Genomic DNA, 21822 nt, shown 5'->3' with positions numbered 1-21822 from the left:
GGGCAGTATCCGTCGGTGCTTTGACTCTCATTCTGCGCTTCCTGCTGCTTACGATCACCCTCGCATGGGTCGCATCTGTAGCCGGTCGCGGACGTCTACTCCAACGTTGTGGAGGGGGAGCGACGCTCCGAAGATGTGATTACTAGGCGCGCTGTTACCCGCGGCCTCATCCAAAAGTGCTGCAGTGAGCAGCCACCGACCGGAAAGCTCGAGGTAGTGGACAATCTGTGGGTCCAAATCGTCCCGCGGGCGATGCTTGAGACTGTTGTAGGCCGTCCAGAACTGCTTTACCCACTTGTCCGAATTGCCGATCCAGTCCTGCCAACCTCCGTGGACCTTGCGAGTTAGCGCTGCTGGGAGATCCTCCGTGGTTTTCTGCGCCCACTCCGCAGATCGCCGGTTCACTCCGACCCAGTACTCCATCGCGGCTGCCGTCGATAGCAACCTCGATTCCGGTGTTTGATTCTGGACGAGCGTATGGCGAACGAGCGGCGCTACGGCGCGGCGCCGGGTCAGCACTAGCGTGATCCAGTTCGCCACAGTTTCGATCCCGCCGATGTCGTCCAAACCGAAGTGGGGGAAGGACTGGGTGGCCACGTCAGATGCCTGGGCCGACATCATGTCTGTCTGCCAGAACGCGCACCATTTGGACCCCGTCATCAACTTTGCTGTGCCGCCGAGAGACTTGACCGGCCTTCGATGAGCGACGTTGAGCAGGGCATGGACGGCGTCCAGGCGCACAAGATGATCGCCAATTGGTCGTCGGCGGTCCGACTCAACTCCGACACTGATCGGCGTTGCGAAGGTTCGCCGGTCGAATTCGCCCTGCACGCTCCATACGGAACCCCACCGCAAAGTGAAACCGTCGTCCAATTGCACAGTGGAGTGTCGCCCGTATCGGAGCTCAGCCCTCCACCCGACGTACACGCCATCCTCGATGATCATGTCGTCTTTGTAGATCTGCTCCGACTGCCACTCGGTTAGGCCGCCGTACTCGAATTTGACGCCGACCGCGGTGTCGTCCTCGACATCGCGTAGGTCAGGATCGACGAGCACGCTCGTGCCTCGGTATTCAGCCACGTCGAGGCGTCCGCGTTCGCGACCGCGAGATCGAATTTCCATCACGAGTATGTCGCCGGCTTCCGTCGTCCCGCCCAGCGCTGCAACGGCTTGGGGCAGGCCGAGATCGTCGAACGCGAGATCGTCCGCGAGAAGCCGCGCGACGATGCCATCCTCGGTCAGCTTCAAGGAACCCGGGGAGTGCCGTTCTTGAGGCGGGTCCAAGGCGGGCGCGAACCTTCCTACGACACCATCCCGGATTCGATCCAGTGGCTGCGGTTGCGTTGTCACGGTCGGGGCCTACCTGCCGGGTTGCTGAAGTGGCGACTACGAACGCTCTGGTCTCCAGGGTAGAACTCTAGATTTTCGGGAGGTGGGCGTCTGAGAATTGGACAAACGCCCGGCACGATGCTCCTTTAGCGCCGGAGGTGCCTCATTCGAGACTGAATCTGCACTCGGTGCACTGTCCCGTGGTGGACATCAGCGCTCGCTCAGCGAACAGTAAGGGTGAGATACGGGAGAGGAGGCGGCCTTCGTCGTTAACGCCGGAGCATCTGTCGGCTCGCGCGGCTAGTGTGCGCCTCATGGCAGACGAACGACTCCCGACGCCGGGATGGTTGAGGCTTGAGCTCTCCGTGGACTTGTCTTCGCGGCAGGAGGATGAATCCGATGACTTCGGTTGGGATTCCTGGCGCGGCTCGATCGTCGCGGGGTGGGAAGTCGACGTCGATCTCGAGCCAGCCCAGGTCGGTGCCCTGACTGCTGAGTTCCCGAGGGAGATCTTCGTTGAGGATGGTGAGATTACGGTCCACGTCGGCGGGTGTGAGCTCATGGTTCTGCACCTCGACGAGGGTCACCCGGTGTTCGGAGACCAAGTGGCCGTTGGACCCTATGGCCCTGCCATTTACGACGCCGGTGACGCCCTCGCTCAAGACCTGGCCGACGTCCTGGGGCCACTCACCGAAGGGGCCGCTGACGACCCGTTCATTCAGGAAGTGATGGATGCTAGCGAAATTGGCTGGTACGACTCGCTCGTCCTGCTGCGCAGTATCGGTATCCATGAGCGCTTCCGGGGTGAAGGAATCGGAGCCTGGGCCGCTGCTCGCGCGATCATGCAGCTTGCACGCTCCGAAACCGCCTTGGTGGCGCTGAAGGCAGCACCGTTGAATCGGACCAAGTTCCTCAGCAGCATTGAAGTTGCAGACCCTGAGGCGCACAGAGACCTGAGCCCTGCGGAAGCTGCGGCCTGGGACGCAGCTTGCGTGAGGATTGCAGCGAATTGGCAGAAGTCCCTTGGCCTCGCGTCGGTCACCCACCACCCTGGCGTCCTGTTTGCGCCAGGTGGACAGAACAAGGCGCTGATCGCCACCTTGCGTCGCTTCTAGTGCAACGTTCAAGGCGCGCGGATCACGACTCGTTGAAGGCCGCATTCCAGGTGCCGGTGAACGTGTCCAGATGTCCAGACTTCGGAGCGGGGCGATATCAATGAGGCAATGGGTCGAACCCGTTGAACTCTTGCGGCTCGTTCGGCGTGACTTCTCGCTCAGCGGCAGTTAGCCGGTTGGCGAGGTCATTCTGCGAGAGTCAAGTGAGCTGGTTCCGGTGTCGGAGCCCGGGCTGCACCCGCTCGATATCCACACCTATCGGGTACGACTTTCGCGGTAGCTGGCTGGTGAGGGCCCAGATCTCACCGGGATCCAGAGTTTTGTCGACACGCGTGGGTCCCTCTAGGAATCCGCACGAGCCGTATCCCTTCGCGGCAATCGGACGTCCTATGTGTTCCTGCTTGATACCGATCTCACGTGTTCTTGCCGGGCTGGCGATCGACCCACCCGTGGGAGATCTTGAGCCGCTGTGATTAGGCACCCATGTCCGCAAGTGTGAGAGGGCGGAGCGCTCTGGCGAGTTTCCGCTTGCTGATGCCTTGGCTCGCTGCATCGATCGTTGCCCTGGCAGCTGCGCTCAGCTCCACAACCACGAGCCGATCTATGCATCCACTCAGCATACGAGAGCGCGGCGACGGGCGGGGCGCCGTGGCCGCTACGCTGGTCATACGAACTTCAGATCGGTGCACCCCTAGGGGGCACACTTCGGGTGTAACGGTACTTAACTGAAGACAACGTCCCTTGGAATTGCAGACGGGATAGGGATTTCCCTGGAATGCCAAGAGGTGTCTCTCCGGTTCAAGTCCCCCCTCGGACACAGATGAAAACCCCTCGATCCGAGGGGTTTTCGTTTTTCTAGACCCGTGACGGTCCGCCGCCGGATCGTCACGGTCGCGGCGAAGCACCGGAACCGGGTCGGTTGGCGGGGCCGCGCGGACGCGACCATGCTGGACGGGTGACGACCTCCCGCGAGCTGGCCGATCTGGCTGCTGCCCATCACGTCGCGACGGAGTTCCGCGGATCCGACCGTCAGATGGTGCAGGTGGACGACGAGATCGTCGTCGCGGTCCTGGCCCAGCTCGGCGTCGATGCGACCGGCCCGGAGGCGATCCGACGCGAGCTCGAGACGGTGCGGGAGCGGGAGGCTCAGCCCGCTCTTCCGCCCACGATCGTGATGACCGATGGCGCGACGCGTGAGCTGGAGGTCCCCGCGACCCTGGTGCTCGAGGACGGCACCGCGTCGCGCGTCGAGCGCCTGGCCGATCTGCCCCTGGGGTGGCACCGGCTGGTCACGGACACCCAGGACGTGACGCTGATCGTCGCGCCGAGCCGCATGCCCGAGGTCCCACGGACCTGGGGGTGGATGCTCCAGCTGTACTCGCTGGGCTCCGACCGGTCCTGGGGCATGGGGGACTACGGCGACCTCTCGGAGATGGCACGGCGCGCCGGCACCGAACAGGGTGCGGGCGTGCTGCTGGTCAACCCGGTCCAGGCCTTCGTGCCCTCGAAGCCGCTGCAGCGGTCGCCGTACTCGCCGTCGAGCCGTCGCTACGCCAACCCGCTGTACCTCCGGGTCACGGAGACGACCGCCTTCCTCGAAGCGGACGAGACGACCCGCCGGGACGTGCTGGCCCTCCGCCCCGACCCCGGATCCGAGCTGATCGACTACGACGAGGTCTGGGCCGCGAAGCTGGCCGCCCTCGAGCTGCTGTGGACGACCGGTGCGGCGAACCAGGAGAAGATCGACCCTGACCTGCAGGCGTTCGCCACCTTCTCCGCCCTGGCGGAGCTGCACGGGGCCGACTGGCGCGAGTGGCCCGAAGCACTCCGGGACCCGGCCCGGGATGCCGTGGCCGAGGCGCAGGACTCGCTCGCCGATCGCATCGCGTTCCATGCGTGGCTCCAAGACCTGTGCCGGGAGCAGCTCGACGCCGCGCGGGCGGCCGCGCACGACGCTGGCATGGCGGTCGGCATCGTGCACGACCTGCCGGTGGGCGTCGATCCGGGAGGCGCGGACGCGTGGGCCCAGCAGGACGCCTTCGCCTCGGACGTCCGGGTGGGATGTCCGGCCGACGCCTTCAACCCGCTCGGTCAGGACTGGGGGCTGCCCCCGTGGCGGCCGGACCGGCTCGCCGCGTCCGGCTACGCGCCCTTCCGCGACGTCATCCGCAGCGTCCTGCGCCACGCCGACGGCATCCGAGTCGATCACATCGCCGGCCTCTGGCGACTGTGGTGGATCCCACCGGGGGAGCCCGCCCACCGCGGCACGTACGTCCACTACGACGCGGACGTCATGCTGGGCATCCTGGCCCTGGAGGCGTGGAGGGCCGGCGCCATCGTCGTCGGCGAGGACCTCGGCACCGTGGAGGACGTGGTGACCGAGACCATGCACCAGCGCGGGATGCTGAGCTCCGCCGTGCTCTGGTTCGAGCGGGACTGGGAGGCACCCGGCCAGCCGCACGTGCCGCCCGAGCGGTGGGAGCCCGAGACGATGGCCAGCATCAGCACCCACGACCTGCCCACGGCCACCGGCTGGCTCCGGGACGAGCGCGTCCGCGTGCAGGCCGAGCTCGGCCTGCTGGCCGGGTCGGCGGAGGAGGCCTATACCGAGGCGGAGTCCGACCGCGCCGCCATGCTCGACCTGTTGGAAGCCGAGGGCATCGACGAGGACGACCTCGTCGTCGCGCTCCACGCGGTGATCGCCCGCGCCGCCTCGCGACTGGTCCTCAGCTCGCCGGCCGACGCCGCCGGACAGCTGCCGCAGCCCAACCTTCCCGGGACGGTCGACGAGTATCCCAACTGGCGGATCCGGCTCCCGATGGGCCTCGATGAGTTCTTCGCCGACCACCGGGTCCGTGCAAGCATTGCCCCCCTACAGGCCTCGCGGCCGTCCGTGTGACTCAACCATCGAGGAGAACCTGTGCAGCCCTGGCCCGGATCGGCTTACCCGCTCGGCGCGACGTTCGACGGGACCGGAACCAACTTCGCCGTCTTCTCCGAATCGGCCGAGTTCGTCGAGCTCTGCCTCTTCGACGAGGCCGGCACCGAGACGCGTGTTCGCCTCGAGGAGGTCGACGGCTTCGTCCACCACGGGTTCCTGCTCGGAGTGGCTCCGGGACAGCGCTACGGCTTCCGGGTGCACGGCCCCTACGATCCCGAGCGCGGGTACCGCTGCAACCCCGCCAAGCTGCTGATCGACCCGTACGCGAAGGCGATCTCGGGAGCGGTTCACTGGGACCGGTCCCTGTTCGCGTACGACCTGGACGACCCCGACCAGATGAACGAGGACGACTCGGCGGGACACGTCCCGTACTCGATCGTCATCAACCCCTACTTCGACTGGGCGAACGACCGACTGCCGCGGACCCCGTACAACGAGTCGCTGATCTACGAGGCCCACGTCAAGGGGCTGACGATGACGCATCCCGACGTCCCGGAGTCCCTGCGGGGCACGTACGCGGGCATCGCGCACCCGGCGATCGTCGAGCACCTGAAGTCGATCGGCGTGACCGCGATCGAGCTGCTGCCCGTGCACCAGTTCCTGAACGACCACTACCTGGTCGAGAAGGGTCTGACCAACTACTGGGGCTACAACACGATCGGCTTCTTCGCGCCGCACGCGGACTACGCGGCCCACCCGGGCCGCCAGGTGGAGGAGTTCAAGGGCATGGTGCGGGCGCTGCACCAGGCCGACATCGAGGTCATCCTCGACGTCGTCTACAACCACACGGGCGAGGGCAACCACCTCGGGCCCACCCTGTCGATGCGCGGCATCGACAACTGCGCCTACTACCGGCTCGTCGAGGGCGACGAGCAGCACTACATGGACTACACCGGCACCGGCAACTCGCTGAACGTGCGTCACCCGCACACGCTGCAGCTCATCATGGACTCGCTGCGCTACTGGGTCACCGAGATGCACGTGGACGGCTTCCGCTTCGACCTCGCCGCGACCCTCGCCCGCGAGTTCTACGACGTGGACAAGCTCGCGACGTTCTTCGAGCTCGTCCAGCAGGACCCGGTGGTCAGCCAGGTCAAGCTCATCGCCGAGCCCTGGGACGTCGGTCCCGGCGGCTACCAGGTCGGCAACTTCCCGCCGCAGTGGTCGGAGTGGAACGGCCTCTACCGCGACACGGTGCGCGACTTCTGGCGCGGTGAGCCCGCGACGCTGGGCGAGTTCGCGTCACGGATCGCCGGATCGTCCGACCTCTACCAAGACAACGGACGTCGGCCGTACGCCTCGATCAACTTCGTCACGGCGCACGACGGGTTCACCCTCAACGACCTCGTGACCTACAACGACAAGCACAACGAGGCGAACGGCGAGGACGGCCGCGACGGCGCGGACGACAACCGGTCGTGGAACTGCGGCGTCGAGGGGCCGACCGACGACGAGGAGGTGCTGGAGCTGCGTCGCCGCCAGCGCCGGAACCTGATGGCGACCCTCCTGCTGTCGCAGGGTGTGCCGATGATCCTGCACGGGGACGAGATCGGTCGGTCGCAGGGCGGCAACAACAACGTCTACTGCCAGGACAACGAGGTCAGCTGGGTCGACTGGGACTCGCGTGCCGAGGAGCGCGCGCTGCTGGAGTTCACGTCGGCCCTGACGGCCTTCCGCCAGCGTCATCCGATCTTCCGTCGCCGGCGGTTCTTCGAGGGCAAGCCGGTCCGCAAGGCCGACGAGCTGCGCGACATCGAGTGGTTCACCCCGTCAGGCGACGAGATGGAGGAGCAGAACTGGGAGGACGAGCTCGGCAAGTCCATCGCGGTGTTCCTCAACGGCGACGCGATCGCGGACCGCGACGCGCGCGGCATGCGGGTCACCGACGACTCGTTCGTGCTGGCGTTCAACGCCCACAGCGAGCCCGCGGACTTCACGCTCCCGCCCGAGGACTACGGCGCCGGCTGGAAGGTCGTCGTGGACAGCTCGACCGGCGCCGTCGAACAGCCGGGCGCCGAGACGCTCGGTGCCCTCGCCAGCTTCACTGCTCCGCCGCGATCCCTCGTGGTGCTGCAGCGAGTCGGCTCATGACCACACCGTCGTCGACCTACCGGCTGCAGCTGCGGCCGGAGTTCGGCTTCGACGACGCCCGTGGTCTGGTGGACCAGCTCGCGGCGCTCGGCGTCGGCGCCCTCTACCTGTCGCCGGTGCTCGAGGCGACGCCGGGCTCGACGCACGGCTACGACGTCGTCGACCCCACCCGACTGCGCGACGAGCTCGGTGGGGAGCGCGCCTTCCGCGACCTGGTCGCCGCCGCGCGCGAGGCAGGGCTGGGCGTCGTGGTCGACATCGTCCCGAACCACATGTCGGTCGAGGTGCCGGAGACGAACCCTTGGTGGCTCAGCGTGCTGCGCGAGGGAGAGGCGTCCCCGTACGCCCACCACTTCGACATCGACTGGTCGCGCGGACGCATCCTCGTGCCGGTCCTCGCGAGCGAGGCCGACCTGTCCGAGCTGTCGGTCGAGGGCGACCACCTGACCTACTTCGACCACCGGTTCCCGCTGGCCGACGGCACCGGGCACGGCAGTCCGCAGGAGGTGCACGCGCGCCAGCACTACGAGCTGGTCGACTGGCGTCGCGGCAACACCGAGCTCAACTACCGCCGGTTCTTCGACATCACGACGCTGGCCGCGGTGACCGTCGAGCGGCCCGAGGTGTTCGAGCAGGCCCATCGGGAGATCCTCACGTGGGTCGGCCGTGGCGACGTCACCGGCCTCCGGGTCGACCACCCGGACGGACTCGCCGACCCCGGAGAGTACGTCCGGCGCCTGCGGGAGGCCGCACCCGACGCATGGATCGTGATCGAGAAGATCCTGCATCCGGGGGAGAGCCTGCCCGCCGGCTGGCCGGTCGACGGCACCACGGGCTACGACGCGCTGCGCGAGGTCTTCGGCGTGCTGCTCGACCCCGCAGGGGAGCACACGTTCACGTCGCTCGCCGACCGGCTCGGCGTCCCCATCGACTACGCGGCGGTCGAGGAGGACGCCCGGCGGATGGTCACCGACAGGATCCTGGTCGCCGAGGTGCGCCGGATCGGCGCGTTGGTCGAAGGAGTCGACGGGGCGGTCGCCCGGGCCGCCGTGGCCGAGACGATGATCGCGTTCGGGGTCTATCGCTCCTACCTCCCCGACGTCGAGTCCCCGTGGGGCGAGGCGATCGCGAGGGCACGGTTCCGACGACCGGACCTGGGTGACGCGCTGACGGCCCTGGACCGCCAGGTGCGGGCCGACCCGGGCGGCGAGCTCGCGACGCGCATTCAGCAGACGTCCGGGATGGTCGTCGCCAAGGGCACCGAGGACACGACCTTCTACCGGTACACCCGCTTCGCCGCGCTCAACGAGGTCGGCGGCTCACCTGACGTCTGGGGTGTCGGGGTGGAGGAGTTCCACCGCCTCGCCGCCGCCCGCGAGGCGACCCAGTCGTCGGCGATGACGGCACTGACGACGCACGACACCAAGCGCTCGGAGGACACTCGGGCTCGCTTGGCCGTGCTCGCCGAGGTCGCCGACGAGTTCGCCGAGAAGGTCGTCGCGTGGACCGACCACTGCGGGATCGACGAGCCGTCGCTGAACCTGCTCGCGTGGCAGACGCTCGTCGGCGCCTGGCCGATCAGCGACGAACGGCTCGCCGACTACCTGCTCAAGGCGGCGCGGGAGTCCAAGCTCCGCACCACGTGGACCGAGCCCGACGAGGCGTTCGAGGACGCGGTGACCGAGTGGCCGCGCAGGGTCCGCGACGAGCTCGGTGGCGAGATCGACGAGTTCGTCGCCCGCATCGAGGCGCCCGGCTGGTCCAACTCGCTGAGCCAGAAGCTCGTGCAGCTGACGATGCCCGGGATCCCCGACGTCTACCAGGGCACGGAGCTGTGGGACTTCTCGCTCGTCGACCCCGACAACCGGCGGGAGGTCGACCACGACCTGCGCCGCGAGCTGCTCGCGCGGAGTGCTGCGGGTCCGCTCTCGGAGGTCGACGCGTCGGGCGCGACCAAGCTGCTCCTCGTGCAGCGCACGTTGCGGCTGCGCCGTGACCGTCCGGAGCTCTTCCGCGGCTACCGGCCGATCGCCGCGGACGGTCCTGCGGCCGAGCACCTGCTGGCGTACGCACGCAGTGAGGACCTCGTCGTGCTGGCGACCCGACTGCCCGTGGGACTCGAGCGTGCCGGCGGCTGGGCAGGGACGACGTTCGAGCTGCCCGAGGGCGCGTGGACCGAGGTGCTCACCGGCGACTCGCTCGACGGCGGACGGATGCCGTTGACGAACGTGCTCCGCCGGCACCCGGTGGCGCTCCTCGTCCGGGGTGAGAGCCGATGACGCTCACGGTGTGGTGCCCCGACCTCGAACGGGTGCGCGTGCGGGTCGGCGACGCCGACCTCAAGATGCGACGGACCCGCGACGGCTGGTGGAGTGCCGACGTCGAGGCGCCCCCCGGGACCGACTACGCCTTTCTGCTCGGCGACGACGACACGCCGCTGCCCGACCCGCGCTCGACGTGGCAGCCGCACGGCGTGCACGGCCCATCGCGGGTCTACGACCAGGCTGCGTTCGGCTGGACGGACCACGACTGGATCGGTCGGCACCTCGAGCGCTCCGTCATCTACGAGCTCCACATCGGCACCTTCACGCCGGGGCGGACGTTCGACGCCGCGATCGAGCGCCTCGACCACCTCGTCGAGCTGGGCGTCGACCTCGTCGAGGTGCTGCCGGTCAACTCGTTCGACGGCACCGCGGGCTGGGGCTACGACGGCGTGCTGTGGAGCGCGGTCCACGAGCCGTACGGAGGTCCGGACGGCTTCAAGCGGTTCGTCGACGCCTGCCACGCGCGAGGGCTCGGGGTCGTCCTCGACGTCGTCTACAACCACCTCGGACCTTCTGGCGCCTACCTCGACCGGTTCGGCCCGTACTTCGCCGGCGAGAGCGACTGGGGGCCGGGGCTCAACCTCGACGGTCCGCAGTCCGACGAGGTCCGTCGCTACGTCGTCGACAACGCGATGATGTGGTTCGAGCACTTCCACGTCGACGCGCTGCGGCTGGACGCCGTCCACGCCCTCGTCGACACGCGGGCGATGCCGATCCTGGAGGAGCTGTCCGCCGAGACGGCGCGGATGTCGGCCGCCCTCGGCCGGCCGCTCAGCCTGATCGCGGAGTCCGACCTGAACGACCCCCGTACCGTGCGCCCGAGGTCGAGCCACGGCCTCGGCATGGACGCCCAGTGGTCGGACGACCTGCACCACGCGCTGCACGTGGGGCTGACCGGCGAGACCGACGGCTACTACGCCGACTTCGCCGCACCGGGAGCGCTCGCCAAGACCCTGCGGGGAGCGTTCTTCCACGACGGGACCTGGTCGTCCTTCCGGGGACGCACGCACGGCAGGCCGGTGGACGTCCACGAGCTCACGGGCACGTCGTTCCTCGCCTATCTCCAGAACCACGACCAGATCGGCAACCGGGCCACGGGGGACCGCATCTCGGCGACGCTCTCGCCCGATCTCCAGGCGTGCGGCGCCGCGATCGTGCTGCTCGGGCCCTACACCCCGATGCTGTTCATGGGCGAGGAGTGGGCGGCGTCGACGCCGTGGCAGTTCTTCGCCTCGTTCCCCGACCCCGAGCTGGCCGAGGCGGTGCGCACCGGACGGCGCCGCGAGTTCGGACGGCACGGCTGGGGCGAGTCCGAGGTGCCCGATCCGATGGACCCGGCCACCGTTGAACGGTCCACCCTCGACTGGGACGAGCTCGCCGATCCCGAGCACGCGCGGATGCTCGAGGTGTACCGCTCGCTCGTCGCGCTGCGGCGGCAGCACCCGGAGCTCTCCGACACGTCGCTGAGCGACTTCACCGTCGACGTGGCGGAGGACGACTCGTGGCTCGTGATGCATCGCGGCCGCTTCCGCGTCGCGTGCCGGTTCGGCGAGGTGGCTCCGCCCCTGGACGGCGAGATCGTCCTGGAACTCGAGCGCGTCACTGTCACCACGACGGAGTAGTCCACGGCACACCGCCGGGCCCGCGTGTTGCGGGCAGCCGCGGGGTACACCAACGTTGGTGGAGCGAGCGAACCATCGACGCGTGGGGGAGTGCACTGCATGACAGCTCGAATCGGCATCGACGACGTGAAGCCGGTGTCCGGAGACGGCACCTATCCGTCCAAGGCGGTGGTGGGCGAGCACGTGCCGGTCACCGCGACCGTCTGGCGCGAGGGTCACGACGCCGTCGCCGCCGAGGTCGTGTGGCGAGGCCCGCTGGCGCGGCGCGACCGCACGTCCCGCCTGCGCGAGCTGGACCCGGGCACCGACAGCTTCGGCGGCGTGATCGTCCCGGACTCCGTCGGGCTCTGGACCTTTCGCGTCGACGCGTGGAGCGATCCCTGGGCCACCGTCGTCCACGCCATCGAGGTGAAGCTGGCCGCGGGTCAGACCGCGGACGAGCTCGCGAACGATCTCGAGGTGGCGGCCCGTCTCCTCGATGAGGTGGCCGCGCGCAAGGAGCGTGCCAAGGACCGGCCGACGCTCGCCGGCGCCGCCACCGCGCTACGAGACGCGAGCCTGCCGCTCGGCGCTCGCACCGGCCCGGCCCTGGCCGACGAGGTCCGCCGGCTCATGCACGACCAGCCGGTCCGCGAGCTCGTCACGCCGGGCCCCGAGCGCACCGTGTGGGTCGACCGCCCCCGAGCGGCCTACGGCTCCTGGTACGAGTTCTTTCCCCGCTCGACCGGTGGCGTGGACGCCGCCGGCGTGCCCGTCCACGGCACGTTCGCGACCGCCGCGAAGGAGCTCGACCGGGTCGCCGAGATGGGCTTCGACGTCGTCTACTTCCCGCCGATCCACCCGATCGGCCGCGTCAACCGCAAGGGGCCCAACAACACGCTGACGCCGGGGCCGACCGACCCCGGCTCGCCCTGGGCGATCGGCGCCGAGGAGGGCGGACACGACGCGATCCATCCCGAGCTCGGCACCGAGGAGGACTTCGCGGCCCTCGTCGCACGGGCGAAGGAGCTGGGGCTCGAGGTGGCCCTGGACCTCGCCCTGCAGGTCGCACCGGACCACCCCTGGGTGGCGGCGCACCCCGAGTTCTTCACGACGCTGCCCGACGGCACGATCGCCTTCGCGGAGAACCCGCCGAAGAAGTACCAGGACATCTATCCGCTCAACTTCGACAACGCCCCGGACGCGATCTACGCCGAGATGCTGCGGGTGACGCTGCACTGGGTCGAGCGCGGCGTCCGGATCTTCCGGGTCGACAACCCGCACACCAAGCCGCCGAACTTCTGGGCGTGGCTGATCGCGGAGATCAAGCGCGAGCATCCCGACGTGCTGTTCCTCTCCGAGGCGTTCACCCGCCCGGCCCGCCTCTGGGGGCTCGCGCGGCTCGGCTTCACCCAGAGCTACACGTACTTCACGTGGCGGACGACCAAGCAGGAGCTCATCGAGTTCGGCGAGGACCACCGGGACCGGTGGGACGAAGGCCGGCCCAACCTGTTCGTCAACACGCCCGACATCCTCCCCGAGCACCTTCAGGTCGGCGGCCCGGGGATGTTCGCCCTCCGCGCGGCACTGGCCGCGACGCTCTCCCCGACGTGGGGCGTCTACTCCGGCTACGAGCTCTACGAGCACGAGCCGCTCGGGCCCGGCAAGGAGGAGTACCTCGACTCGGAGAAGTTCCAGCTGCGTCCCCGCGACTACGCGGCCGCGCTGGCCGAGGGCCGGTCGCTGGAGCCGTGGCTCACGCGGCTCAACGAGATCCGCCGCGCGCACCCCGCGCTCCAGCAGATGCGCACGCTGCGCTTCCACGAGGTCGACCACGAGGCGCTCATCGCCTACTCCAAGCAGGACCCGGAGTCCGGCGACACCGTCGTGGTCGTCGTCTCGCTCGATCCGCACGAGTCGCGGGAGGCCACGCTGTGGCTCGACCTGCCGAGCCTGGGCTTCGCGCCGGGCGAGCACCTGATCGCCCACGACGAGGTCACCGGCGAGACGTACGACTGGAGCGACTCCAACTACGTGCGACTCGACCCCACCCGCGCCTGCGCGCACATCATCAGCCTGACCAGGAAGGAGGCCTGAGGTGAACGACGAGGCCCAGGACGTCACGACAGCCCCGGACGCGGCCCTGGTGGGGTTGGAGGACACCCCGCACACCGGTGAGTCCATCGCGGACGACGGGACCCTCACCGAGCCCCAGGCCGATGAGTTCGCGCACGCCGAGCAGGCTCCCGACGACCCGGAGTGGTTCAAGCGGGCGGTGTTCTACGAGGTGCTCGTCCGCGCGTTCGCCGACTCCAACGGCGACGGCACGGGCGACCTCCGCGGCCTGGCCGGCCGGCTCGACTACCTCCAGTGGCTCGGAGTCGACTGCCTGTGGCTGCCGCCGTTCTACGCCTCACCGCTGCGCGACGGCGGCTACGACATCAGCGACTTCCGTGCGGTGCTGCCCGAGTTCGGCACCGTCGAGGACTTCGTCCACCTGCTCGAGGAGGCCCACCAGCGCGGCATCCGGGTCATCACCGACCTGGTCCTCAACCACACCTCGGACGCGCACCCGTGGTTCCAGCAGTCGCGCAACGATCCCGACGGCCCCTACGGCGACTACTACGTCTGGCGGGACGACGACTCGGCGTACAGCGACGCGCGCGTGATCTTCGTCGACACCGAGTCGTCCAACTGGACCTACGACCCGGTGCGGGGACAGTTCTTCTGGCACCGCTTCTTCAGCCACCAGCCCGATCTCAACTTCGAGAACGAGGAGGTGCAGGAGGCCATGCTGGACACCCTGCGCTTCTGGCTCGACCTGGGGATCGACGGCTTCCGGCTGGACGCCGTGCCGTACCTGTTCGAGGAGGAGGGCACCAACTGCGAGAACCTCCCGCGGACGCACGAGTACCTCCGCCGGGTCCGGGCGACGGTCGAGGAGGAGTACCCGGGACGGATCCTGCTGGCGGAGGCCAACCAGTGGCCCGCGGACGTCGTCGAGTACTTCGGCGATCCCGCGGTCGGCGGCGACGAGTGCCACATGGCGTTCCACTTCCCGCTGATGCCGCGGATCTTCATGGCCGTGCGCCGCGAGTCGAGGTTCCCGATCTCGGAGATCCTGGCGCAGACACCGGAGATCCCGTCCGGCACGCAGTGGGGCATCTTCCTGCGCAACCACGACGAGCTGACCCTCGAGATGGTCACGGACGACGAGCGCGACTACATGTATCGCGAGTACGCCTCGGACCCGCGGATGAAGGCCAACATCGGCATCCGGCGCCGGCTGGCGCCGCTGCTGGAGAACGACCGGAACCAGCTCGAGCTGTTCACGGCGCTGCTGCTGAGCCTGCCCGGCTCGCCGGTCCTCTACTACGGCGACGAGATCGGCATGGGCGACAACATCTGGCTCGGCGACCGCGACGCGGTCCGGACGCCGATGCAGTGGTCGCCGGACCGCAACGCGGGGTTCTCCCGGTCCGATCCGGGCCGCGTCTACCTGCCGCCGATCATGGACCCCACCTACGGCTACGAGGCGATCAACGTCGAGGCCCAGCAGGGCAACGCCGCGTCGCTGCTCAACTGGACGCGTCAGATGATCGCGGTGCGCAAGGAGCACACGGCGTTCGCCGAGGGCGAGTTCGTCGACCTCGGCGGCTCCAACCCCAGCGTGCTGGCCTACAAGCGCGTGTACGAGCGCGCTGACGGCGGGCTCGACGTGGTCCTGTGCGTCAACAACCTGTCGAGGTTCCCGCAGCCGGTGGAGCTCGACCTCTCCGAGCACCTCGACTGCACGCCCGTCGAGCTCACCGGCAGTGTGCGCTTCCCGCGCATCGGCGAGCTGCCCTACCTGTTGACCCTGCCCGGTCACGGCTTCTACTGGTTCCAGCTGGTGGAGATCGGCGACGAGGGCGAGAGGAGGAGCCAGATATGAGCGGACAGGATGAGCATTCGACCGTCCCGCGCGACGAGCTGGTGGCCCAGCTCGCGGCCGCCCTCCCGGCCTGGCTGCCGACCCAGCGATGGTTCGGCGGCAAGGACCGCGAGATCACGGCGGTGCACCCCGTCTCGTGGACCACCCTGCTCGAGGGCGACCCGCTGCTGCTGCACCTGGTGGTCCGGGTGGAGCAGGACGACCGTCACGAGCTGTACCAGCTGCTCATCGGCAGCCGCCAGTCCCAGCTCCCGAACGTTCCCGCGCCGGCGTCGATCGGGCTCGAGGACGGACTCACGTGCTACGAGGCGAGCGGCGACGCCGATCTGACGTCGTGCCTGCTCGACCTCATGGCCGAGGATGCACAGGTCGACGCGCTGACGTTCGAGCACGAGCCGGGTGCGGATCTCGCCACCGGTCTGCGCGCCCACCCCATCACGACCGAGCAGAGCAACACGTCGCTGGTCTACGGCAGCCAGTACATCCTCAAGCTGTTCCGCAAGCTGGTTCCCGGCGTCAACAAGGACCTGGTGCTCCACCGCGCACTCCACGCGATCGGCTCGGAGCAGATCGCCTACCCGCTGGGATCGATCAGCGCCCGGGTCGACGGCGAGGAGGTCACGATGGGCATGCTCCAGCGCTTCATGCCCGACGCGGCGGACGGCTGGGTCATGGCGACTGCCAGCGTGCGCGACTACATGGCCGATCCGACCAGGCTGCCCCCCGAGGAGTTCGGCGGCGACTTCGCCGGCGAGGCCTATCGGCTGGGCAAGGCCGTCGCGACCGTGCACGCCGACCTGGCCCGTGCGCTCGGCACCGAGGAGGCAGGCGTCGATCGGCTCCAGAGCGTGCTCGACTCGATGCTCGCCCGGCTCGACCGGGTGTCCGCGGAGGTGACTGAGCTGGCGCAGCACGCCGACGCGCTGCGCCCCGTCCTCGAGCGCATCCTCGACGTTCCCGTGCCGGTCTCGACCCAGTTCATCCACGGTGACCTGCACCTGGGGCAGGTCCTCAGGACGATCCACGGATGGCTCCTCCTCGACTTCGAGGGCGAGCCCGCAGCGAGCCACGCCGAGCGCGCGGCCCTGGCCTCCCCGTTGCGCGACGTCGCCGGCATGCTGCGCTCGTTCGACTACGCCGCGCAGCAGCTGCTGGTCGGCCAGCCCGACGACCCGGAGCGGACCTCCAGCGCGATGGCGTGGGCGCGACGCAACCGGGACGCGTTCTGCGACGGCTACGGCAAGGCGGCCGGGCAGGACCCGCGGGACAGCGCCGACCTGCTGCGTGCCCTCGAGCTGGACAAGGCGGTCTACGAGGTCGCCTACGAGCACGCCAACCGTCCTGAGTGGCTGACCGTGCCGCTGGCATCGATCGAGCGGATCGTGACCGAAGGTGAGTGACCCTGTGAGTGAGACGCGTCCGTGGCCGCCGTCCATCGGCGAGCTGGACCTGCACCTGATCGGCGAGGGACGACACGAGCGGCTGTGGGACGTCCTCGGCGCGCACGTCGTCACCCACGAGACCGAGGACGGCCCGGTGCGCGGCACCAGTCTCGCGGTCTGGGCGCCGCACGCCCGCGCCGTGCAGGTGATCGGCGACGTCAACGGCTGGCACGGTGACGAGCACGCGATGCGACCGTTGGGCGGCTCGGGCGTGTGGGACCTCTTCATCCCCGGGATGGCGGAGGGATCCCGCTACAAGTTCCGCATCCAGGGCCCGGACGGCCACTGGCGCGAGAAGGCCGACCCCATGGCCTTCGGCACGGAGGTGCCGCCCGCCACCGCGTCCGTGGTCGTGGAGTCGCGCCACGCGTGGTCCGACGACGCCTGGATCGCCCAGCGCGACGCGACGTCGTGGCTCGACGCACCGATGAGCATCTACGAGGTGCACCTCGGCTCGTGGCGCCCCGGCCTCGACTACCGCGAGCTGGCCGGCGCGCTGGCGGACTACCTGGCCGAGACGGGCTTCACGCACGTCGAGCTCATGCCGATCGCGGAGCACCCGTTCGGGGGATCCTGGGGCTACCAGGTCACGTCCTACTACGCGCCCACGTCGCGCTTCGGCTCACCGGACGACTTCCGCTGGTTCGTCGACGAGCTGCACCGTCGCGGCTTCGGCGTCATCGTCGACTGGGTGCCGGCCCACTTCCCGCGCGACGAGTGGGCACTGGCCCGCTTCGACGGCACCCCGCTCTACGAGCACCCGGACCCGCGGCGGGGGGAGCAGCCCGACTGGGGGACCTACGTCTTCGACTTCGGCCGCCCGCAGGTGCGCAACTTCCTGGTCGCGAACGCGCTGTACTGGCTGGAGGAGTTCCACCTGGACGGGCTGCGCGTGGACGCGGTGGCGTCGATGCTCTACCTCGACTACTCGCGCAACGAGGGGGAGTGGGTGGCCAACCGGCACGGGGGACGCGAGAACCTCGAGGCCGTCCAGCTGCTCCAGGAGCTCAACGCGACGGTCTACAAGCACCATCCCGGTGTCGTCATGGTGGCCGAGGAGTCCACGGCGTGGCCGGGAGTCAGCAGCCCCACGAGCAGCGGCGGCCTGGGCTTCGGCTTCAAGTGGAACATGGGCTGGATGCACGACACGCTCTCCTACCTGGGCCACGATCCCATCCACCGCTCCTACCACCACGGCGAGATGACGTTCTCGATCGACTACGCGTGGAGCGAGCACTTCATCCTGCCGTTGTCACACGACGAGGTCGTGCACGGCAAGGGGTCCCTGTGGCAGCGAATGCCGGGCGACGAGTGGAACAAGGCGGCGGGGGTGCGGGGTCTGCTCGCCTTCATGTGGGCCCACCCGGGCAAGCAGATGCTCTTCATGGGCGGCGAGTTCGGCCAGGCGAGCGAGTGGGCCGAGTCGGGCTCCCTCGACTGGGCCGCGCTCGACGACCCGCTGCACGCGGGCATCCAGCACCTGGTCACCGACCTCAACGCGCACTATCGCTCGGATCCCGCTCTGTGGTCGGCGGACGCACAGCCGGAGGGATTCCGCTGGATCGACGCCAGCGACACCGCCGGCAACGTCATCTGCTTCCTGCGCATCGGCTCGGACGGCTCGCAGCTGGCCTGTGTCGCCAACTTCTCCGGGGGCCCCCACCACGACTATCGCGTCGGTCTGCCGCTCGCCGGGACGTGGACCGAGGTGATCAACACCGACGCCGAGATCTACGGCGGCTCGGGCGTCGGCAACCTCGGAGCGGTGGAGGCGACCGACGATCCGTGGCACGGTCAGCCGGCGTCGGCGCTGCTTCAGCTGCCGCCGAGCGGGGTGCTGTGGCTGCGCCCGGACGTCACGGCCTGAGAGCGCTGCTGAGCGAGCGAAGGGTGTCGTCGACGACGCGGTAGAACGCCCAGCGGCCGCGCTGCTCGCGTACGACGAGCCCGGCGTCCACGAGCTGCCTCATGTGGTGCGAGACCGTGGGCTGGGAGAGTCCGACGGGCTCGGTCAGGTCGCAGATGCACGCCTCGCGCTCGGGCTGGGCGGCGATGAGGGACAGCAGGCGGACGCGCGTCGGGTCGCCCAACGCCTTGAACATCCGCGCGAGGTGCTCGGCCTCCTCGACGTCCAGAGCGCCTCCCGTGACGGGGGAGCAGCAGTCGACCTGGTCGATCACGGGGAGCGTGCTGCGAGCGGTCATGGATCGTAGTCTGCCAGACGCATTGACAAACGTCGATACATCGATCAATCTCGATGCATCGACACTCGTCGATAGAACCTGAAGGAGCTCGCCATGACCAGCGCATCGAAGACCCGGGAAGAGCTGCTCGACGAGGTGCGCCAGCGCTATGCCGACGCCGCCACCGCTGTCGGGAGCGCCGACACCGGCTGCGACTCCTCCGGTTGTTGCAGCGGGGGCGTCGCGGTCGACGAGTCCTTCGGCGCCGTGCTCTACGGCAGCGACGACCAGGAGGGGCTGCCGGCGGAGGCTCTCGCGGCGAGCCTCGGCTGCGGCAACCCCACCGCTGTCGCCGAGCTCCGGGTGGGGGAGAAGGTCCTCGACCTGGGGTCGGGCGGCGGCATCGACGTCCTCCTCTCGGCCCGCCGCGTGGGGGAGAGCGGGTTCGCCTACGGCGTGGACATGACCGACGAGATGCTCGAGCTCGCGCGCGCCAACGCGCAGAAGGCCGGTGCGACGAACGTCGAGTTCCTGAAGGGAACGATCGAGGACGTGCCACTGCCCGAATCCTCGGTCGACGTGGTGATCTCGAACTGCGTCATCAACCTCTCGGTGGACAAGCCGAAGGTCCTCGCCGAGATGTTCCGCGTCCTGACTCCCGGTGGCCGCATCGGCATCTCCGACGTCGTCGCCGAGGATCACCTGTCATCGCAGGATCGTGCCGATCGCGGCTCCTACGTCGGCTGCATCGCCGGCGCACTGTCCAAGCAGGAGTACCTCAGCGGGCTCGTTGCCGTCGGGTTCGTCGACGCCGAGGTGGAGTTCACGCACGAGGCGGTGCCCGGCATGCACGGCGCGATCGTCCGCGCCACCAAGCCGGCCGCATGACCGCGACGACACAGCCCGAGGCCGACCGGCGGCTCGGCACGCTCGACCGCTACCTCCCCGTGTGGATCGGGTTGGCGATGGTCGCCGGCCTGGTGGCCGGTCGGTCGGTGCCGGGCATCGCCGACGCTCTGGACGCCGTGACGGTGGGCGGCATCTCCGTGCCGATCGCGCTCGGCCTGCTCGTCATGATGTACCCGGTGCTGGCGAAGGTCCGGTACGACGAGGTCAGCCACGTCGCCCGCGACCGCCGCATGATGGCGCTGTCGATCGGACTCAACTGGCTGATCGGCCCTGCACTCATGTTCGCGCTGGCCTGGCTGTTCCTGCCCGACCTGCCGGAGTACCGCACCGGGCTCATCATCGTCGGTCTCGCCCGGTGCATCGCGATGGTGATCATCTGGAACGACCTCGCCTGCGGTGACCGCGAGGCCGCCGCCGTGCTCGTCGCCGTCAACTCCGTCTTCCAGGTCGTGGCGTTCGCCGGTCTGGGCTGGTTCTACCTCGACGTGCTGCCCGGCTGGCTCGGCCTGTCCACGACGGGACTGGACGTGTCCGCCTGGGAGATCGCGCGCAGCGTTCTGATCTTCCTCGGTGTGCCGCTCGCCGCCGGCTACCTCACCCGGCGGATCGGCGAGGCCCGTCGCGGCCGGGCCTGGTACGAGCGCGAGCTGCTTCCCCGGCTCGGCCCGTGGGCGCTCTACGGGCTGCTGTTCACGATCGTCGTCCTGTTCGCGCTGCAAGGGGAGACCATCACCAGTCGCCCCTGGGACGTCGCGCGCATCGCCCTGCCGCTGGTTCTCTACTTCGCGCTGATGTGGGCGGGCTCGCTGGCCCTCGCGCGCGCCGTCGGCCTGGGCTATCCGCGCGCCACCACGGTGGCGTTCACCGCGGCCGGCAACAACTTCGAGCTCGCCATCGCCGTCGCCATCGGCGTCTTCGGCGTGACCAGCGGCCAGGCCCTCGCGGGGGTCGTCGGCCCCCTCATCGAAGTCCCCATCCTCGTCGGACTCGTCTACGTCAGCCTCTGGGCACGGCGCTGGTTCCCCGACACCACCGAAGGAGCACGCCCATGACCGAGCACGTCCCGCAGGTCGTCTTCGCCTGCGTCCGCAACGGCGGCCGTTCCGTCGCGGCCCGCGTGCTCGCCGAGCACTATGCCCAAGGTCGCATCGTCGCCCTGTCAGCGGGAACGCAGCCGGGCGAGCACATCCACCCGGAGGTCGCCGACGTCCTCGAGTCGCTCGGCCTCGACACCTCGCGGGAGCGTCCGCAGCACCTCACGCGCGAGATGATCGCCGCGAGCGACCTGGCCATCACCCTCGGCTGCGGCGAGGAGTGCCCGTACGTCCCCGGCGTGACCTACCGCGACTGGCCGGTCGACGACCCGGGCGGACAGGACGAGGCCACCGTGCGACGCATCGTCGCCGACCTCGACGCTCGGGTGCGGGAGCTGCTGCGAGAGCTGGCTCCCGACCTCTCGCTCGGCCCCAGCGTTCTGGTCTGAGCCAAAGCGGCGTGGCGCCGCCGCGCTGGCCCTAGTCTGACGACGGCGAGGCTCGGTGACGAGACGACGACGGGGGAGATTCGATGACGGCTCGGGACGGGCATGTACCCGTCGTGGCAGTCCTCTCGGCGTACCTCGCCGCCGGTGCCGCGCTGGGCTGGCTGGTGAACCTGCCGCACGTCGCGCTCGGGATCGGCTGGGTCCTCGCGGCCGCGACCGCCGTCGCTGCCGCGATGAGTGTCACGTCGATCCGTGCTCGCCTCGGCTTCGCGGCGGCCGCCCTGCTGACCGCTTACCTGGCGTACGCCGCTCTCGGGCCGATGGCTGGCGAGGAGAACGCCTACATCTTCCTCGCCCTGCGGGTGCTCCCGGTGGTCGGCGTCATCTATGCCGTGGCGCTCGTCCTGGCGCATCGGGCCACCCCGGCGAGAAGGTCCGAGTGACATCGAAGCGGTTTGCTCGGGATGCGA

Annotated in this window: 15 protein-coding genes; 13 read left to right on the top strand and 2 right to left on the bottom strand. The window is 69.2% G+C overall.

The window, feature by feature from the left end:
- Positions 1 to 54: 54 nt before the first annotated feature.
- Positions 55 to 1350 carry a hypothetical protein gene (locus ACK99Q_RS13485; RefSeq protein ID WP_410186632.1) on the bottom strand — a complete coding sequence of 432 codons (1296 nt, stop codon included), beginning with the start codon at positions 1348 to 1350 and terminating at the stop codon, positions 55 to 57.
- Between the two features lie 293 nt (positions 1351 to 1643).
- On the opposite strand from ACK99Q_RS13485, the gene ACK99Q_RS13480 reads away from it, so the two are divergent.
- From ACK99Q_RS13480 to glgB, 9 genes are all read left to right on the top strand, one after another.
- Positions 1644 to 2444 carry a hypothetical protein gene (locus ACK99Q_RS13480; RefSeq protein WP_410186631.1) on the top strand — a complete coding sequence of 267 codons (801 nt, stop codon included), beginning with the start codon at positions 1644 to 1646 and terminating at the stop codon, positions 2442 to 2444.
- Between the two features lie 955 nt (positions 2445 to 3399).
- Complete coding sequence (gene malQ / locus ACK99Q_RS13475) at positions 3400 to 5343, top strand: 4-alpha-glucanotransferase (protein ID WP_410186630.1); 1944 nt, start codon at positions 3400 to 3402, stop codon at positions 5341 to 5343.
- Positions 5344 to 5364: 21 nt separating this feature from the next.
- Positions 5365 to 7476: a glycogen debranching protein GlgX gene (gene glgX / locus ACK99Q_RS13470; protein WP_410186629.1), complete on the top strand. Its 2112-nt coding sequence runs from the start codon at positions 5365 to 5367 to the stop codon at positions 7474 to 7476.
- A complete protein-coding gene (gene treY / locus ACK99Q_RS13465) occupies positions 7473 to 9755 on the top strand; it encodes a malto-oligosyltrehalose synthase (RefSeq protein WP_410186628.1) in 2283 nt (760 codons plus the stop codon). The genes glgX and treY overlap by 4 nt, the downstream gene beginning before the upstream one ends.
- Positions 9752 to 11422, top strand: coding sequence for a malto-oligosyltrehalose trehalohydrolase (gene treZ, locus ACK99Q_RS13460; RefSeq protein WP_410186627.1), 1671 nt, complete (start codon positions 9752 to 9754; stop codon positions 11420 to 11422). Before treY ends, treZ begins: the two co-directional genes overlap by 4 nt.
- Before the next feature lie 99 nt (positions 11423 to 11521).
- Positions 11522 to 13498, top strand: coding sequence for a maltotransferase domain-containing protein (locus ACK99Q_RS13455; RefSeq protein WP_410186626.1), 1977 nt, complete (start codon positions 11522 to 11524; stop codon positions 13496 to 13498).
- A 1-nt stretch (position 13499) separates the two neighbouring features.
- The gene (gene treS, locus ACK99Q_RS13450; RefSeq protein ID WP_410186625.1) at positions 13500 to 15335 is read left to right on the top strand and encodes a maltose alpha-D-glucosyltransferase; all 1836 of its coding nucleotides are present in this window, start codon (positions 13500 to 13502) and stop codon (positions 15333 to 15335) included.
- Entirely contained in the window at positions 15332 to 16735 is a 1404-nt protein-coding gene (locus ACK99Q_RS13445; RefSeq protein ID WP_410186624.1) for a maltokinase N-terminal cap-like domain-containing protein, read from the top strand. Before treS ends, ACK99Q_RS13445 begins: the two co-directional genes overlap by 4 nt.
- Positions 16736 to 16739: 4 nt before the next feature.
- Positions 16740 to 18644, top strand: a complete 1905-nt coding sequence (gene glgB, locus ACK99Q_RS13440) for a 1,4-alpha-glucan branching protein GlgB (RefSeq protein WP_410186623.1) — start codon at positions 16740 to 16742, stop codon at positions 18642 to 18644.
- Here glgB and ACK99Q_RS13435 read toward each other — a convergent pair.
- The gene (locus ACK99Q_RS13435; protein ID WP_410186622.1) at positions 18634 to 18981 is read right to left on the bottom strand and encodes an ArsR/SmtB family transcription factor; all 348 of its coding nucleotides are present in this window, start codon (positions 18979 to 18981) and stop codon (positions 18634 to 18636) included. The two genes, glgB and ACK99Q_RS13435, sit on opposite strands and share 11 nt — an antisense overlap.
- A gap of 93 nt (positions 18982 to 19074) precedes the next feature.
- Here ACK99Q_RS13435 and arsM point away from each other — a divergent pair, with 93 nt between their 5' ends.
- From arsM to ACK99Q_RS13415, 4 genes are all read left to right on the top strand, one after another.
- Entirely contained in the window at positions 19075 to 19848 is a 774-nt protein-coding gene (arsM, locus tag ACK99Q_RS13430) for an arsenite methyltransferase (protein ID WP_410186621.1), read from the top strand.
- On the top strand, positions 19845 to 20921 hold the full coding sequence (gene arsB, locus ACK99Q_RS13425; protein WP_410186620.1) for an ACR3 family arsenite efflux transporter: 1077 nt from the start codon (positions 19845 to 19847) through the stop codon (positions 20919 to 20921). Before arsM ends, arsB begins: the two co-directional genes overlap by 4 nt.
- Positions 20918 to 21352, top strand: coding sequence for a low molecular weight phosphatase family protein (locus tag ACK99Q_RS13420; protein WP_410186619.1), 435 nt, complete (start codon positions 20918 to 20920; stop codon positions 21350 to 21352). The genes arsB and ACK99Q_RS13420 overlap by 4 nt, the downstream gene beginning before the upstream one ends.
- Positions 21353 to 21465: 113 nt before the next feature.
- Positions 21466 to 21795, top strand: a complete 330-nt coding sequence (locus ACK99Q_RS13415) for a hypothetical protein (RefSeq protein WP_410186618.1) — start codon at positions 21466 to 21468, stop codon at positions 21793 to 21795.
- The last annotated feature ends 27 nt before the right edge of the window (positions 21796 to 21822 follow it).

Origin of the sequence: Aeromicrobium sp. MLTX1 (assembly GCF_046452335.1) — a bacterium.
GTDB lineage: Bacteria > Actinomycetota > Actinomycetes > Propionibacteriales > Nocardioidaceae > Aeromicrobium.
This window is presented reverse-complemented; position numbering and strand designations above follow the sequence as displayed.

Excerpts from the sequence above, each read along its gene's own strand:
- ACK99Q_RS13435 (WP_410186622.1), bottom strand. The coding sequence starts at position 18,981 with ATGACCGCTCGCAGCACGCTCCCCGTGATCGACCAGGTCGACTGCTGC.
- treY (WP_410186628.1), top strand. The coding sequence starts at position 7,473 with ATGACCACACCGTCGTCGACCTACCGGCTGCAGCTGCGGCCGGAGTTC.
- treZ (WP_410186627.1), top strand. The coding sequence starts at position 9,752 with ATGACGCTCACGGTGTGGTGCCCCGACCTCGAACGGGTGCGCGTGCGG.
- arsM (WP_410186621.1), top strand. The coding sequence starts at position 19,075 with ATGACCAGCGCATCGAAGACCCGGGAAGAGCTGCTCGACGAGGTGCGC.
- ACK99Q_RS13480 (WP_410186631.1), top strand. The coding sequence starts at position 1,644 with ATGGCAGACGAACGACTCCCGACGCCGGGATGGTTGAGGCTTGAGCTC.
- arsB (WP_410186620.1), top strand. The coding sequence starts at position 19,845 with ATGACCGCGACGACACAGCCCGAGGCCGACCGGCGGCTCGGCACGCTC.
- ACK99Q_RS13455 (WP_410186626.1), top strand. The coding sequence starts at position 11,522 with ATGACAGCTCGAATCGGCATCGACGACGTGAAGCCGGTGTCCGGAGAC.
- ACK99Q_RS13420 (WP_410186619.1), top strand. The coding sequence starts at position 20,918 with ATGACCGAGCACGTCCCGCAGGTCGTCTTCGCCTGCGTCCGCAACGGC.
- ACK99Q_RS13445 (WP_410186624.1), top strand. The coding sequence starts at position 15,332 with ATGAGCGGACAGGATGAGCATTCGACCGTCCCGCGCGACGAGCTGGTG.